Annotated in this window: 18 protein-coding genes; 12 read left to right on the forward strand and 6 right to left on the reverse strand. The window is 65.3% G+C overall.

The genetic code is table 11. The features are described 5' to 3' along the window. Positions 1-54 precede the first annotated feature (54 nt). On the forward strand, positions 55-819 hold the full coding sequence (locus ACFB49_RS18610; RefSeq protein ID WP_380872798.1) for a MauE/DoxX family redox-associated membrane protein: 765 nt from the start codon (positions 55-57) through the stop codon (positions 817-819). Between the two features lie 154 nt (positions 820-973). Here the strand turns inward: ACFB49_RS18610 and nadB are convergent, their stop codons facing one another. Beyond that, on the reverse strand, positions 974-2,557 hold the full coding sequence (gene nadB, locus ACFB49_RS18615) for an L-aspartate oxidase (RefSeq protein WP_380872799.1): 1,584 nt from the start codon (positions 2,555-2,557) through the stop codon (positions 974-976). After that, entirely contained in the window at positions 2,550-3,473 is a 924-nt protein-coding gene (locus ACFB49_RS18620; RefSeq protein ID WP_380872800.1) for an ABC transporter ATP-binding protein, read from the reverse strand. Before ACFB49_RS18620 ends, nadB begins: the two co-directional genes overlap by 8 nt. 108 nt (positions 3,474-3,581) lie before the next feature. Here ACFB49_RS18620 and ACFB49_RS18625 point away from each other — a divergent pair, with 108 nt between their 5' ends. Genes ACFB49_RS18625 through ACFB49_RS18645 form a run of 5 tightly spaced genes read left to right on the forward strand, consistent with a single transcriptional unit; the run spans position 3,582 to position 6,348 of the window. Beyond that, the gene (locus ACFB49_RS18625; protein WP_380872801.1) at positions 3,582-3,716 is read left to right on the forward strand and encodes a hypothetical protein; all 135 of its coding nucleotides are present in this window, start codon (positions 3,582-3,584) and stop codon (positions 3,714-3,716) included. 33 nt (positions 3,717-3,749) lie between these two features. After that, a complete protein-coding gene (locus tag ACFB49_RS18630; RefSeq protein ID WP_380872802.1) occupies positions 3,750-3,956 on the forward strand; it encodes a zinc-finger domain-containing protein in 207 nt (68 codons plus the stop codon). Between the two features lie 19 nt (positions 3,957-3,975). Further along, a complete protein-coding gene (tldD, locus tag ACFB49_RS18635; RefSeq protein WP_380872803.1) occupies positions 3,976-5,406 on the forward strand; it encodes a metalloprotease TldD in 1,431 nt (476 codons plus the stop codon). A 19-nt stretch (positions 5,407-5,425) separates the two neighbouring features. Then, positions 5,426-5,647 (forward strand): putative signal transducing protein, encoded by a 222-nt coding sequence (locus ACFB49_RS18640; RefSeq protein ID WP_380872804.1) that lies wholly within the window; start codon positions 5,426-5,428, stop codon positions 5,645-5,647. Next, positions 5,644-6,348, forward strand: coding sequence for an endonuclease/exonuclease/phosphatase family protein (locus tag ACFB49_RS18645; RefSeq protein WP_380872805.1), 705 nt, complete (start codon positions 5,644-5,646; stop codon positions 6,346-6,348). The genes ACFB49_RS18640 and ACFB49_RS18645 overlap by 4 nt, the downstream gene beginning before the upstream one ends. Here the strand turns inward: ACFB49_RS18645 and ACFB49_RS18650 are convergent. The 3 genes from ACFB49_RS18650 to ACFB49_RS18660 form a co-directional block, all read right to left on the reverse strand. Next, the gene (locus ACFB49_RS18650) at positions 6,345-8,189 is read right to left on the reverse strand and encodes a methyl-accepting chemotaxis protein (RefSeq protein ID WP_380872806.1); all 1,845 of its coding nucleotides are present in this window, start codon (positions 8,187-8,189) and stop codon (positions 6,345-6,347) included. The genes ACFB49_RS18645 and ACFB49_RS18650 overlap by 4 nt on opposite strands. Before the next feature lie 86 nt (positions 8,190-8,275). Continuing rightward, positions 8,276-8,773 carry a sterol desaturase family protein gene (locus ACFB49_RS18655; RefSeq protein ID WP_380872808.1) on the reverse strand — a complete coding sequence of 166 codons (498 nt, stop codon included), beginning with the start codon at positions 8,771-8,773 and terminating at the stop codon, positions 8,276-8,278. A gap of 43 nt (positions 8,774-8,816) precedes the next feature. Then, positions 8,817-9,083, reverse strand: coding sequence for a hypothetical protein (locus ACFB49_RS18660; RefSeq protein WP_380872809.1), 267 nt, complete (start codon positions 9,081-9,083; stop codon positions 8,817-8,819). 167 nt (positions 9,084-9,250) lie between these two features. On the opposite strand from ACFB49_RS18660, the gene ACFB49_RS18665 reads away from it, so the two are divergent. Then, positions 9,251-10,549 carry a sensor histidine kinase gene (locus ACFB49_RS18665; RefSeq protein WP_380872810.1) on the forward strand — a complete coding sequence of 433 codons (1,299 nt, stop codon included), beginning with the start codon at positions 9,251-9,253 and terminating at the stop codon, positions 10,547-10,549. Beyond that, entirely contained in the window at positions 10,539-11,291 is a 753-nt protein-coding gene (locus ACFB49_RS18670) for a LytR/AlgR family response regulator transcription factor (RefSeq protein ID WP_380872812.1), read from the forward strand. Before ACFB49_RS18665 ends, ACFB49_RS18670 begins: the two co-directional genes overlap by 11 nt. 116 nt (positions 11,292-11,407) lie before the next feature. Here the strand turns inward: ACFB49_RS18670 and ACFB49_RS18675 are convergent, their stop codons facing one another. Continuing rightward, positions 11,408-11,758 (reverse strand): UrcA family protein, encoded by a 351-nt coding sequence (locus ACFB49_RS18675; protein WP_380872814.1) that lies wholly within the window; start codon positions 11,756-11,758, stop codon positions 11,408-11,410. Positions 11,759-12,072: 314 nt separating this feature from the next. Between ACFB49_RS18675 and ACFB49_RS18680 the strand changes: the two genes are divergently transcribed. From ACFB49_RS18680 to ACFB49_RS18695, 4 genes are read left to right on the forward strand one after another with little or no spacing between them, the layout of a single operon-like run. After that, positions 12,073-12,486, forward strand: a complete 414-nt coding sequence (locus ACFB49_RS18680; RefSeq protein WP_380872815.1) for a VOC family protein — start codon at positions 12,073-12,075, stop codon at positions 12,484-12,486. Next, the gene (locus ACFB49_RS18685) at positions 12,480-13,547 is read left to right on the forward strand and encodes an NAD(P)H-dependent flavin oxidoreductase (RefSeq protein WP_380872816.1); all 1,068 of its coding nucleotides are present in this window, start codon (positions 12,480-12,482) and stop codon (positions 13,545-13,547) included. The genes ACFB49_RS18680 and ACFB49_RS18685 overlap by 7 nt, the downstream gene beginning before the upstream one ends. After that, positions 13,544-14,272, forward strand: a complete 729-nt coding sequence (gloB, locus tag ACFB49_RS18690) for a hydroxyacylglutathione hydrolase (RefSeq protein ID WP_380872818.1) — start codon at positions 13,544-13,546, stop codon at positions 14,270-14,272. The genes ACFB49_RS18685 and gloB overlap by 4 nt, the downstream gene beginning before the upstream one ends. A gap of 56 nt (positions 14,273-14,328) precedes the next feature. Beyond that, positions 14,329-14,733 carry a hypothetical protein gene (locus ACFB49_RS18695; RefSeq protein ID WP_380872819.1) on the forward strand — a complete coding sequence of 135 codons (405 nt, stop codon included), beginning with the start codon at positions 14,329-14,331 and terminating at the stop codon, positions 14,731-14,733. Positions 14,734-14,760: the final 27 nt, after the last annotated feature.

The raw sequence follows: 14,760 nt of genomic DNA on the forward strand, positions 1-14,760 counted from the left end.
ATGATACGGACCCTATATGGGGTGCATCGAAACGCCTCACAACGGACGATGCGAATGACGACCGCCGCTGCCACCGCCCCCAAACGCGCCATACTCTATCGCATGGTGATGCCGGAGCACATCTGCCCGTTCGGCACCAAGGCGCGCTATCTGCTGAAGCATCGCGGCTATGAGGTCGAGGATCATTGGCTGACGACGCGCGCCGAGCAGGAGGCGTTCAAGGCCCAATATGACGTGGCGACCACGCCGCAAATCTTCATCCACGGCGAGCGCATCGGCGGGCATGACGATCTGCGCCGCTATCTGGGCCTGAGCGTCAAAGATCCCAAGGCGACCAGCTATACGCCGGTGATCGCAGTGTTCGCGGTGGCCGCCTTGCTTGCGCTTGGGGTGAACTGGCTGACCGCGATGCCGCTCGTCGGCGTGATGACCGTCGAACGCTTCATCGCGATCGCCATGATGCTGCTGGCGATGCTGAAGCTACAGGATGTCGATCGCTTTGCGACGATGTTCCTCGGTTATGACCTGCTGGCGCGGCGGTACGTGCCTTATGCCTATGCCTATCCGTTCCTGGAGTTGGGCGCGGGCCTGTTGATGCTGACGGGCGCACTCCATTGGCTTTCGATCCCGGTCGCCTTGTTCATCGGCGGCATCGGCGCGGTTTCGGTGTTCAAGGCCGTCTATATCGACAAGCGCGACCTGAAATGCGCCTGCGTCGGCGGCAACAGCAATGTGCCGCTGGGCTTCGTCTCGCTGACCGAGAATGTGATGATGGTGGCGATGGCGCTGTGGATGGTGATTGGGGTGGGGATGAGCTGAGTTATCTCCCCTCCCTGCCAAGGGAGGGGCTGGGGGTGGGTCGCGAGCGGCAGCGAGCTTCGCCGACCTCCCCGAAAAGCTACGCCAGCGGGCATTGAGCCCACTGGCTCCGCCACCCACCCCTAACCCCTCCCTTGCAGGGAGGAGAATAAAGTCAGGGCACCAGCACCGTGTCCTTCGCCTCGGCCAGCGTGTCGGGATAATCGAGCGTATAGTGCAAGCCGCGGCTTTCCTTGCGGCGAAGCGCCGAGCGGACGATCAGTTCGGCGACGTCGACGAGGTTGCGCAGCTCGATCAGGTCGGGCGTCACGCGGAAATTGCCGTAATATTCGTCGACCTCGCGCCGCAGCAGCTTGATGCGATGGTGCGCGCGTTCGAGCCGCTTGGTGGTACGGACGATGCCGACATAATCCCACATGAAGCGGCGGATCTCGCGCCAGTTATGCTGGACGATGACCTCCTCGTCCGAATCCGAAACACGGCTTTCGTCCCACGGGCGGATTGGCGGGGGGGCGGGCATCTCATCCCAATGGCGCATGATGTGGCCGGCGGCCGCCTCGCCGAAGACGAGGCATTCGAGCAGCGAGTTGGAGGCCAAGCGGTTGGCGCCGTGGAGGCCCGACTGCGTCACCTCGCCCGCAGCATAGAGGCCGGGCAGGTCGGTGCGGCCCTTGAGGTCCACGACCACGCCGCCGCAGGTATAATGCTGGGCGGGCACCACCGGGATCGGCTGGGTAGTGATGTCGATGCCCAGCCCCAGCAGCTTGTTGTAGATGTTGGGGAAATGGTCTCGCACGAAATCGGGCGGCATATGGCTGATGTCGAGATGAACATAATCCAGACCGAGCCGCTTGATCTCATGATCGATCGCGCGCGCCACCACGTCGCGCGGGGCAAGTTCGGCGCGAGGATCGAAATCGGGCATGAAGCGATGGCCGCTGGTCGGGATCTTCAAGTGCCCACCCTCGCCGCGAACCGCCTCGGTAATCAGGAAGTTCTTGACCTCCAGATTGTAGAGGCAGGTCGGGTGGAACTGCATGAATTCCATGTTCGAGACGCGCGCCCCCGCGCGCCAAGCCATGGCGATGCCGTCGCCGGTCGCGCCACGCGGCGCGGTCGAATAGAGATAGGTGCGGCCCGCCCCGCCGGTGGCAAGAATGGTCGCGCGGCCGGTGAACAACTCGACCCGACCGGTCTTGCGGTTGAGCGCATAGACGCCCCACACATGGCCTTCGCCCGAATAGCGCTCGCCATGGCGGCCCGTGGCGAGGTCGATCGCCACCATGTCGGGGACGAGGGTGATGTTGGGATTGGCAGCCGCCGCCTTTTCCAGCGCCTGCTGCACCGCCCAGCCGGTCGCATCGTCGACATGGACGATGCGGCGATGGCTGTGCCCGCCTTCGCGTGTCAGGTGCCAGCGTTCGGATTCGCCGGGGTTGAAGGGTACGCCGAGCTCCGCCAGCCGTTCGATCGCACGCGGTGCGTTGCCGACAACGAACTCCACCGCGGCACGATTGTTGAGGCCCGCGCCCGCGATCATCGTATCTTCAATATGGGCATCGAAGCTGTCGCCGGGTTCGAGCACGGCGGCGATGCCGCCCTGCGCCCAGGCAGTCGACCCGTCGGACAGCGATCCCTTGGCGATCACCGCGACGCGGTGGCGTTCGGCGAGGTTGAGCGCGGCCGTCAGCCCGGCCGCGCCCGAGCCGATGACAACGACGTCAAAGGCGTTAGCCATTGGCGGAGCGCGTCAGGTTAAGGAACACATCTTCCAGATCGGCCTCGCGCGTCGAAACGTCGACAATACCAAGCCCTTCGGCCTGAAGTGCCGCCAGCACGCCGCCGGCGTTCAATTTATCCTTGCAATAGGTGATGACGATGGTGCGTTCGCCCTTGAGTTCGATCCGATCGAACAAGGGCGAGGAGGGCGGGGCCTTGAGGTCGCGATCGACCGTCACTTCGACCGCTTTCTCGCGCGCCATGCCGACCAGCGTTTTGGTCGGTTCATTGGCGATAAGCTGGCCATGATTGATGATCGCGATGCGATCGCACAACTCCTCGGCTTCCTCGAGATAATGGGTGGTCAGGACGACAGTGACGCCGCCCCTGTTGAGTTCGCGCACATAGGCCCAGAGCTGCTGGCGCAGTTCGACATCGACACCGGCGGTCGGCTCGTCCAGCACCAGCACGGGCGGCGAATGGACCATCGCCTTGGCGACGAGCAGCCGGCGCTTCATGCCGCCCGAAAGCGAGCGGGCATAGGCTTTGGCCTTGTCCTCGAGATGGACCGCGCGGAGCAGTTCCATCGATCGGCGCAGATGCTTGGGCACACCATAAAGGCCGGCCTGGATTTCCAGCGTCTCGAACGGTGTAAAGAAGGGATCGAACACGATCTCCTGCGGAACGATGCCGATCGAGGCCTTGGCGTTGCGATGATCGTGGCCGATGTCGAAGCCCCAGATCTCCGCCGTGCCGCTGGTCTTGTTGACCATGCCCGACAGGATGTTGATGAGCGTCGACTTGCCGGCGCCATTGGGGCCGAGCAGGCCGAATATCTGCCCCCGCGGCACATCGAAGCTGACGCCCTTCAGCGCCTGCTTGCCGCCGGCATAGGTTTTCGCGAGGTCGAGGATGCGGATCGCGGCGTCAGTCATGCCAGCGCTTTAGCGGGCCGGGCGCGGTGGCGCAAAGGGGTGCGATGGCCAGAGTGTTAACCGTCTCCGTTTAAGGCTTGTTTACGCGGATCGGCGATTCTCCAATCCATGTTCAACGATCTCCATCTCCGCCGGTCGCGCCGCGCGCTGGCCTTCGCCGCCGTCCTTGCCACCATGCTGGCGACGCTGACGCCGATGCATCCGGCCCGCGCCGCGACGATCGCCGCGCATCAGACCGCTTGAACCGCGCACCCCGCCTGCGCTAGGGGCAAGGCCATGCTGCCGCCGCCCGAATCCACCCGCGTCTCCTCGTCCCGCGTCGCCTGTGACGGTGCCTCCGAGATTCCCGGCGGCGCTGCGCTCGGCCATCCGCGCGTCTGGCTCGAAATCGACGAGAGCGGCTATGCCGATTGCGGCTATTGCGATCGCCGTTTCATCCTGATCGGCGGCCCTGCGGACGAAACGACTGGTTCCGACCACTGATCGTCCTATATCGGGGAGCATGAGCACGATCCTCGACCCCCGCCGCTTCCTCTATCGCGACAATGCCCTGGACCCGGACGGCGCGCTGCGCCTGACCGCCGATGCGCTGAAGGGCTGCGACGATGGCGAGCTTTACCTGCAATATGCGACGTCGGAGAGCTTCGGCTTCGATGACGGGCGGCTGAAGACGGCGGACTTCAACACGCAAGCGGGCTTCGGTCTGCGCGGCATTTCCGGCGAAACGACAGCCTTCGCCCATGCGAACGAGATCAGCGAAGCTGCGATCCGCCGCGCGGCCGAGACGATGACCCTGCTCGATCCCGCCAAGGGCGCCCGCTCGGCACCGCCGCGGCGGACCAATGTTTCGCTCTACACCGCGGATGATCCTCTGGGCCTCGTTCCCTTCGCGAAGAAGGTGGAGCTTTGCCAGAAGATCGACGCCGCCGCCCGTGCGCGCGATCCGCGCGTCGCGCAGGTCACAGTCGGCCTGTCGGGTTCGTGGAGCGTGATCGAGATCGTCCGCCCCGACGGCTTCGTCGCGCATGACGTACGCCCGCTCGTCCGCCTCAACGTCTCGATCGTGGTCGAGCAGAATGGCCGGCGTGAAAGCGGCTTCTTCGGGCTGGGCGGCCGCTATCTCTATGATGACCTGTTCGTCGACGCGACCTGGAACCGGGCGATCGACGAGGCGCTGAAGCAGGCGCTAGTGAACCTCGAATCGGTGCCGGCGCCCGCCGGCGAGATGACCGTCGTCTGCGGCCCCGGCTGGCCCGGCGTGCTGCTGCACGAGGCGATCGGCCATGGTCTTGAAGGCGACTTCAACCGCAAGGGAAGCTCGGCCTTCTCCGGCCGGATCGGCACCCAGGTCGCGTCCCGCGGCGTCACCGTGGTAGATGACGGATCGATCGCCAACCGCCGCGGATCGCTCAGCATCGACGATGAGGGCACCCCGACCCAGCGCAACACGCTGATCGAGGACGGTATTCTCGTCGGCTATATGCAGGATCGCCTGAATGCCCGGCTGATGGGCGTGCCCGCCACCGGCAACGGCCGGCGCGAAAGCTTCGCCCATGCGCCGATGCCGCGCATGACCAACACCTTCATGCTGGGGGGCAAGGACGATCCGGCGGACATATTGGCGAGCGTGAAAAACGGCATCTACGCCACCAGCTTCGGCGGCGGCCAGGTCGACATCACCAGCGGTAAGTTCGTCTTTTCCTGCACCGAGGCCTATCGCATCGAGAATGGCAAGATCGGCGCGCCGATCAAGGGCGCGACGCTGATCGGCGACGGCCCGACCGCGCTGACCAAGGTGCGCGCGATCGGCAATGACATGGCGCTGGACGAGGGCGTCGGCATCTGCGGCAAGGGTGGCCAGTCCGTCCCCGCCGGCGTCGGCCAGCCGACCTTGCTGATCGAAGGGCTGACGGTGGGCGGAACCGCGGCCTGAGCCCGCGCGTCCCACTGCCATGGCCCTGATCGAGCTCGCCCGCTTCTACAACAGCTTCGAAGCCGGGATCATCCAGTCCCGGCTGGAATCGGACGGCATCCCGTCGGTATTGTTCGATCTGGAGATGAGCTTGCAGGCGATGGGCATGGCGATCCCGATCTGGGTGATGGTCGACGAAGAGGATGAGGCGGAAGCGCGCGCCATCCTCGCCGCGGCATGGGAGGAAGGCGGCGCGGCATGATCACGCCCAGCCCGATCACGGTCGCCAGCTACAATATCCACAAGGCGGTCGGCACCGACCGCAAGCGCGACCCCGCCCGCATCCTGGAGGTGCTGCACGAGATCGACGCCGATGTGGTGGCGCTTCAGGAGGCGGACCTGCGCTTCGGATCGAAGCTGTCCGCCATCCCGGTCGACATGATTACCGAGCATAGCGCCTACAAGCCGGTCGATTATGACATCCGCCCCGGCGGAATCGGCTGGCACGGTAATGCGGTGCTGGTGAAGCGCGGGGTGGATATCCTCGCCCATGCGCCGATCCACCTGCCGGTGCTGGAGCCGCGCGGCGCGGTGATGGCCGACTTGCGCATTCGCGGTACGCCGATCCGGATTGTCGGGATGCATCTCGACCTGTCCGGCCTGTGGCGCCGGCGGCAGGTGCGCGCGATCCTTGCCCAGCTCGCATCGCGCCCGCCGCTGCCGACGGTGATGATGGGCGACCTCAACGAATGGGCGAAGGTCGGCGGTTGCCTCGCCGAATTCGCGCCGGCCTTCCGCATCTGCGATACCGGCCGCAGCTTCCACAGCCGCCGCCCGGTCGCGGCGCTCGATCGTATCCTGATCGGCCGCGGGATCGAGCTTGGCGGTTGCGGGGTCCACCGCTCCGCCAAATCATCCCGCGCGTCGGATCATCTGCCGATCTGGGCGAAGCTGGCGATCTAGAACTCCGCCCAGCCGTCGATCGCGGCGGCGAGGTTGGTCTGGACCTTGTGGACGGGGTTGCCGCGTCCCGCGGGCCGCGCCTTGCGCGGCTGGGCGCGGGCGGCGTCGCCGATGCGGAAACCGCCGACGAGCGCGGTAAGCTCGTCCGCCTCACCGGCAAGGCTGCGCGCCGCTGCGGTCGATTCCTCGACCATCGCGGCATTTTGCTGCGTCGTCCGATCCATCTCCGCAATGGCGGTGTTCACCTGTTGCAGGCTGGCCGATTGCGCCTCGGTAGCGGCCGAGATTTCGGTCGCCAGACCAGCGATCTCGGCCACCTTGCCGACGATCATGTCGAGCGCGGTGCCGGTCTCGCCGACCAGAGCAACACCCGTTGCCACCTGGCGCGAGCTGGCACCGACCAGCGCCTTGATGTCCTTGGCGGCGTCCGCCGAGCGCTGGGCGAGCGCGCGGACCTCATTGGCGACGACGGCGAAGCCCTTGCCGGCATCCCCCGCGCGCGCCGCCTCAACACCCGCATTCAGCGCTAGCAAATTGGTCTGGAAGGCGATGCCGTCGATCAGATCGACGATCTGGGCGATTTCCTGCGAGCTCTTTTCGATGGCGTCCATCGCGACGACGGCTTCGCGGACGACGCGACCGCCTTCGCTGGCGCTGCCATGTGCCTCCGCCACCGAGCTGCTGACATGGCGGGCGCGATCGGCCGTGTCGCGGATCGTCGACGTGATCTGGTCCATCGCGGCGGCCGTTTCCTCGAGCGAGGCGGCCTGCTGCTCGGTGCGGCGCGACAGATCCTCGGACGCGGAGCTGATCTCGCCCGAGCCGGTATGGATGCTGCCGGCGCTTTCGGCGAGCTTGCCCATCGCATCCTGCAAAGCCTGCGTGGCGGCGTTGAAATCGCTGCGCAGCCGGTCATAGGCGGCGGGGATATTATCGTCGAGGCGGGCGGTGAGATCGCCCTCGGCCAAACGGCCGAGGCTGGCTGCGACCTTGTCCACCACCATCTTCTGTTCCGCATCGGCGCGAAGCTTTTCGGCGTCTGCGGCGAGCTTGGCGACGGCGATTTCGCGGAATATCTCCACGGTCGCGGCCATCTGGCCGAGTTCGTCACCACGGGCGGTGCCGGGGACGGCGCTGTCATTCTCGCCGGCGGCAAGCCCCTTCATGCGATCGCCGAGCGCCGCCAAGGGCCGGGTGATGCCGGCGCGGGTGACGTAGAGACCGGCAATGACGCTGACGAGAATGCCGAGGACGCTGATGAGGACGAGCTCGATGACGGACGATTGGGCCGTTTCCATGAGCGCATCGGTCTGATCGTCAGCTTTGGCGATGAGCTTCCGGTTCAGGGGCCTGATGATATCGACGGCGGCTGCGATCTTTTGATCGAGCAGGATAAGCTCGGGCCGGGCCGCGTCATTCTGGTTGGCCAGGCCAAGCCCAACGATGCGTTCGGCGGTCTGCGCAACAGCGTCGATGCTCTTCTGCACCTCTGCGCGCTGCTGGTCGATCTCCGGTTGAAGCTTCGCCGCCTCGGCCAGAGATTCGCCTGCGGCCCTGATTCCTTCCTCCACGTCGGATGCGGCATCCTTCGCCTGGCTTGATGCGCCATCATAGGAGATGATGCGGTAAGCGGCGTAGCCGATTTCCTGAATGTTGCGATCGGCGCGCGCGAGCTTGACCGATGCCGGAAGATGATGATCGGCCAGATCGTCATATTCGGCGGTGATGCCGTTCGTCCGCCAGGCGCCCAGCCCTGCCAGCGCCAGGGACACCAGCGACAGAATCGCGATGACGCCAAGCACCTTGGCCGAAATTTTCAAATTGGACAGGAAGTTACTCATTTTACGCCCCGACGACCCGATTTTTCTGGTTCGGTTAGTCGGCCGGAAAGCTTAATAGCTTGTGAGTTGATACGTGGCCGCAACCACTATTTGCGCGGCGCCCGCATCCCTTGGCGGTCGTTTTTGGCCAGCGCCGCCTTAAGCGTTTCCACCCGCGGCGCGACGAGAAAGCCGAAGCTGACGGTGCCGTGCTTCGTCTCCACCGCATGGTGCAAACGGTGCGCCTGGACGATCCGCTTCATGTATGCCGATCGCGGGACATAGCCGGTAGCGATGCGGCGATGGACGATGACGTCGTGGAAGCCGAAATAGATTGCGCCATAAGCGGCGATGCCAGCCCCAGCCCAAGCGTAGCCCGCACCCCAGCCGAGTTGGACGCCAGCCAGGATCAGCAGGATCGACGGAACGGCGAAGATCGCCGCGTAGAGATCGTTCGCCTCGAACCATCCGTCGCGCGGGCGATGATGGCTGCGATGCAGGAACCAGCCCGGCCCGTGCATGATCCAGCGATGCGCCGCATAGGCGAGGCCCTCCATCGCAGCGAGCGCTGCAAGGAAGATCAGGGGGCCGGAAAGGAGCGACATGCCCGCGCTATAGCCGCGGGCGCGCCGCTAGGCGAGCGCTGGACTACTCGCCCGCCTTCATCCTGGCGCGCTCCCGCTCGGCGTCCTCGTCATATCCCGACGACGGCGCGGGATCCTTGCCCTTGCCGGGCTGGGTGTTCGACGGCGCATCCGAGGTCGGAAAACTTTCGTCCAGCGCGACATCCAGCTTCGCGTCTTCGTGGCTTGGATCGAGCGCCAGCCGCGCATCATCGCTGGCATCATGCGCGGTGCGGACCTTGGTGGTGGGATGGTCCTCGGTCTTTGGTTTTTCACGGCCGCTGGCGTCCATGTCTTAATCCTCTCTTTATCGGCAAGGAAACGCGCGGTCGGAGGGGACTGTTCCTTTAGGTGAAACCGGGCCGTGCAACCTGAACTTTCGATGAACGGCCGGCGCGGTTCGACGGACGTGGCCTGATCTAGACTCCCGATTCATCCATAGGGCGTTATATCCCGGTGATGGATATTGAACATGACGAGACGCCGCGCGCGCAGATCAGCCACGGCGTCGCACTGCTTTCGATCGCCGGTTTCTGGCTGTTCTATTTCACGATCATCACGTTTCGCGCCGCCGGGCTTGGCTATGAGCACCAGCTTGAAATGCTGGCTTATCGCGCCGGCGTCACGCTGGCGAGCATGGCGATCACCTATATCGTCTACCTCGTCCTGCGCCGCACGATAGGACATTCGCTAAAGCAGGCGATCATCGTTGCCGCCTTGCTCGCAGTACCCGCGGCCTTCGCTTATTCGACGATCAACTGGCTGGCGTTCGAGCGGTTCGACGAGCGCTACCATGACGAAATGCAGAAGAAGAAGTCTGCGACGATCGTCATCCAGAAGGAGGAAGGGAAGGATCCAGTCGCGGTACTGGTGCCACCGGTGAAGCCGGAGACGCCCGTTCGCGAAGGCGCGGCGCCGCCGGCCCCGCCAGCACCCCCGGCACCGCCCGTCGCGACCCGCCAGGTGACCATCCAGGTCGGCGACGAAGGCGAGCAGGACGAGGAGGAAAAGACGCCGATCATGGCGATCGCCGATCAGGCGGCCAACGGCTTCTTCTTCTTTTCCGCCTGGTCCGCCTTGTTCCTGGCACTGTGCTATGCGTCTGCGGTGCGTGCCGCGGAACGTGAGGCAGCGGGTTTCCGGGCGGCGGTGCAGTCGGCAGAGCTCCGCGCGCTGCGCTATCAGGTCAATCCGCATTTCCTGTTTAACACGCTCAACTCGCTCTCCTCGCTGGTGATGACCGACAAGAAGGAGGAGGCCGAGCGGATGATCATGAATCTGTCGACTTTCTTCCGCACCAGCCTGACCGGCGATCCCACCGAGGATGTGCCGCTTTACGAGGAGATCCGGCTGCAGCGGCTCTATCTCGATATCGAGGCGGTGCGCTTTCCCGATCGCCTGAAGGTGGAGGTCGAAGTCCCCGATCCGCTGCGCACCGCCTGCGTGCCCGGCCTGATCTTGCAGCCGCTTGTCGAGAACGCCGTCAAATATGGGGTTTCACGCGCGCGCCGCCCCGTTACCATCCGCATCCGTGCCCGCGAGGATTCGGACGGGCTGGTCTTGTCGGTGGAGGATGACGGCGACGCGATGACCGAAGCTGAGGTGAACAACGGCACTGGCACGGGTGTCGGCTTGCGCAACGTGCGTGACCGGCTGGCCGCACGCTTCGGCGGCGACAGCCGCTGCCGCTGGGGCGCGCTGCCCGGCGGCGGCTTTGCGGTAACATTGTTCCTGCCGCTTTCGCGCCATGGTTGCTGAAGCTGGGGCCGAGAAGGGCCTGAGAACCTTGATCGTCGATGACGAGCCGCTGGCGATCGAGCGGCTGCAGATTCTCTGCGCCCAGACACCGGGGATCGAACTGGTCGGCACCGCGACCGATGGCGAGGCAGCGCTGCGGTTGGTCGAGGCGCTCAAGCCCGATCTGCTGCTGTGCGACATCGCCATGCCCGGCCTGGACGGCATGGGTGTCGCCAAGGCGCTGGAGACCGCGGCGCATCGTCCGGCAATCATCTTCTGCACCGCCTTCGACCAGTTCGCCGTCGCCGCCTTCGATGTGGCGGCGGTGGATTATCTGCTGAAGCCGGTATCGGGCGATCGCCTGGCCAAGGCGGTGGCGCGCGTCCATGAAAAGCTGCGGGCGCCGCCAGCCGAACCCTCCGCCAAGACGAGCTGGACGGACGAATTCTGGGTCCCGCACCGTTCGGAAATGATCCGGATCGCCGCCACCGACATCGACCGGATCGAGGCGGAGCGAGATTATATGCGGCTCCATGTCGGCGCGCGCAGCTTCCTGCTCCACCAGACGATCACGGAGCTCGAACGGCGGCTGGACCCGGAGCGCTTCATCCGGCTGCACCGATCGACGATGGTGCGGCGTGATCATATCTCGAAGCTGCGTCATGACGGGTTGGGCGTGTGGCATGCGGACCTGGCGGACGGCACCGAAATCCGCATTGGCCGCACCTATCTCCAGGCGGCCAAGGCCCTGACCGGGCGATAAGCATAGACAAAAAGCTGCGCCCCCGGAGCAAGGGAACTCCGGGGGCGCTTCACTGACGCGGCGGAAGGGACTGGTTTCCGCTGGTGCGCCGGCGATCTGTTGGCGATCTGCTGGCCTTAGCGGCCGGTGCGGATCTTCACTTCGTTGCTGGCATAGCCCTGGTTGGAACGGGCCTGCGCCACCGCGAGCTGGACCGGGCCAGCCGCATTCGTCATCGCGATCTTGGCGCACTTGCGGGCCTGGGCGACTTCCTGGATCGTCCGGGCACCATCGACACCACAGACCGAGTTGGCGGCGGTGCGGACGCGGCTGTCGAGCTTGGCGACGCCATCGTCGGACTTGAGGTCGAGATCACCGTAGCGGACGGCTTCGCTGCGGGTTTCGCTCTGCGCGAAGGCCGGAGCGGCGACGAGAAGGGCGGCGGAAGCAGTGGCGACAAGGGCATTGCGGGTGAAACGCGTGAACATGGTACTCTCCTTCGAACCTGGCGGTCGTTCCGGTCTGGTCGGAGACCGATGAGCTTGCGATCCTGTCGGCGACGGTTTGTAAGGGGGCGTCCCGTTGCCGTGCATTTTCCTTACGTAATGCTGGGGTTTCACGCATCTTTGGTTCGACCGGAGAACGGTTGCGCTCCACCAACCGACACGATCAACGACGAACGTGCAAAATCGGCAGACGAACGGCAGGAACAGCGTCCAACGGAGTGGAAGAGGCGGATGGTCCGTGCGAATCAGCGGATCGGGGGCTTCAACCCGCCCTGCTCTGCCTCTAGATTGGGGGCATGAAATATCTCCACACGATGATCCGCGTGTCCGATCCGGACGCCACCATCCGCTTCTTCGAACTGCTGGGGCTGAAGGAGCAGCGCCGCTTCGACAATGAAGCCGGCCGCTATACGCTCATCTTCCTGGCCGCTCCGGGCGATGAGGATGCGCAGGTGGAACTCACCCATAATTGGGGTGAGCAAGGCTATGACGGCGGCCGCAATTTCGGCCACCTCGCCTATCGCGTCGACAATATCTACGAGACGTGCCAGCGGCTGATGGACGCCGGCGTGACGATCAACCGCCCGCCTCGCGACGGACACATGGCGTTCGTCCGCACCCCCGACAATATCTCCATCGAGATACTGCAAGACGGGCACCTGCCGCCGCAGGAACCCTGGGCGTCGATGCCGAATACGGGGCAATGGTAAGCCCCGGCGCCTTTATCGAGCGGATCGGCGCGGCCCACCCGATTCTGCTGGCGCCGATGGCGGGCGCGGGTGGCGTCGGACTGGCGGCAGCGGCGATGGCTGGCGGCGCGGCAGGGGCGCTCCCCTGCTCGCTGCTGACGCCCGGCGCGCTCCGAAGCCAGTATGAGGAACTCCGTTCCCGCGCATCCGGCCCGATCAACCTCAACTTCTTCTGCCACCGCATGGGGCCGCCGCCCGACGAAAGCGTGTGGAAGAAGCTACTGGCGCCCTTCTACGCCGACTGCCAGGTCGGCCCGCCGGTAACCCCGCCGCCGATCCGCGCGCCATTCGATGGGCAGATGGCAGACGTGGTGGCGGAGCTGAAGCCCGAAATCATCAGCTTCCATTTCGGCCTGCCGGACGAGCCGCTGCTGGAACGCGCGCGAGCGAGCGGCGCGCTGATCATCGCCAGCGCCACCAGCGTCAGCGAAGCGCGCTGGCTGGCCAATCAGGGCGTCGACGCGGTGATCGCGCAGGGCTGGGAAGCGGGCGGGCATGCCGGCCGGTTCCTGGGCGGCGACCCTGCCCATCATATGGGTCTGATGGCGCTGATCCCGCAGATCGTCGATGTCGTCGACGTGCCGGTCATCGCCGCGGGCGGAATAGCCGATGGCCGCGGCATCGCCGCCGCATTGATGCTGGGCGCCAGCGCCGTCCAGATCGGCACCGCTTACCTCCATTGCCCCGAAAGCCTGATCCACGAACCGCACCGCGCCGCCCTGACCAGCGACGCGGCCGAGCGGACGATGTTCACCAACCTTTTCACCGGCGGCCTTGCCCGCGGCGTGCCAAACCGGCTGATGACCGCGCTGGGGCCGATACGCGAAGAAGCGCCGCCCTTCCCTTATGCCGCCAACGCGCTGGCGCGGCTGCGTACTGTCGATCCCGGCGGCTTCGGCCCCTTATGGTCGGGCCAGGCATCGCGGCTGAGCCGTCCGCTTCCCGCCAGGACGCTGACCGAACAGATGGCGGCGGACGCACTTGCGCTGCTCGGCCGGACGGGCAAAGGCTGGCCGGTATGATCGAGATCGCCCGTATCCCCGTCCTCAGCGACAATTATGTCTGGCTGGCCCATGATCCAGACAGCGGCGAGACGGTCGCCGTCGACCCGGCGGTGGCCGAGCCGGTGCTGACCGAGGCCAAGACGCGCGGCTGGATGATCACCCAGATCTGGAACACGCACTGGCACCCCGACCACACCGGCGGCAATGCCGAGATCAAGGCGGCGACGGGCTGTCTGATCACCGGCCCGGCGGCGGAAGCCGATCGCATCCCGACGCTGGACCGGCAGGTGCGTGAAGGCGACTCGGTCAGCCTGGGCAAGGCGACGGCGTCGGTGATCGAGGTGCCGGCCCACACGTCCGGCCATATCGCTTATTATCTGCCCGCCGAGTCGGCGGCGTTCGTCGGCGACACCTTGTTCGCCATGGGATGCGGCCGGTTGTTCGAGGGCACGGCGGACCAGATGTTCGCCAATATGCGCAAGCTGGAAGCGCTGCCCGACGACACCGCCGTCTATTGCGCGCACGAATATACCCAGTCGAACGGCCGCTATGCGGTGGTGGCCGAGCCGGACAATGACGCGCTGGCCCGCCGCATGGCCGATGTCGACGCTGCACGCGCCCGCGGCGAACCGACGGTGCCGACCACGATCGGACTCGAGCGCGCGACCAACCCCTTCATGCGCGCTGCAAGCGTCGCACAACTTGCCGAGCGCCGCGCCGCCAAGGATGTTTTTCGCGGTTAAGGTGCGACCTGCTACACTCCGTCTTTCAGGGGAAAAACCCTCGGAAGGATATGAAGATGAGGCACATCCTCCCCATCATCCTGGGATCGGCGTTGCTGGCAGGGCCGGCTTCGGCCGCGGAAAAGCCGCTGGCGGTTCCGCTGAGCGACAAGGCGCAGAAGGCGCTCGATAAATATGAGCCCGTCGGCACCACGTCCTGCATTCCGCTCTATTCGGTGCGGAGCAGCCGGATCATCGACAATACGGCGATCATCTATGAGATCAGCTCCAAAAAGCTGTATGTGAACCAGCCCGCAGACGGGACATGTCGGGCCTTGAAGGCGGATCGCGCGCTCGCGACGCGGAATCCTACGGGCAATCTCTGTAGTTCCGATCTGGTCCGTGTGATCGACCCGCCGACTCCCATGGATTTCGGAGCCTGCCCCCTCAGCGAATTCACGGAATATCGCAAGAAACAGTGAGGCCCGGCGCAACAGCGCGGCATTGAC

Origin of the sequence: Sphingomonas sp. DBB INV C78, from assembly GCF_042693015.1 — a bacterium.
Taxonomy (GTDB): Bacteria; Pseudomonadota; Alphaproteobacteria; order Sphingomonadales; family Sphingomonadaceae; genus Sphingomonas_E.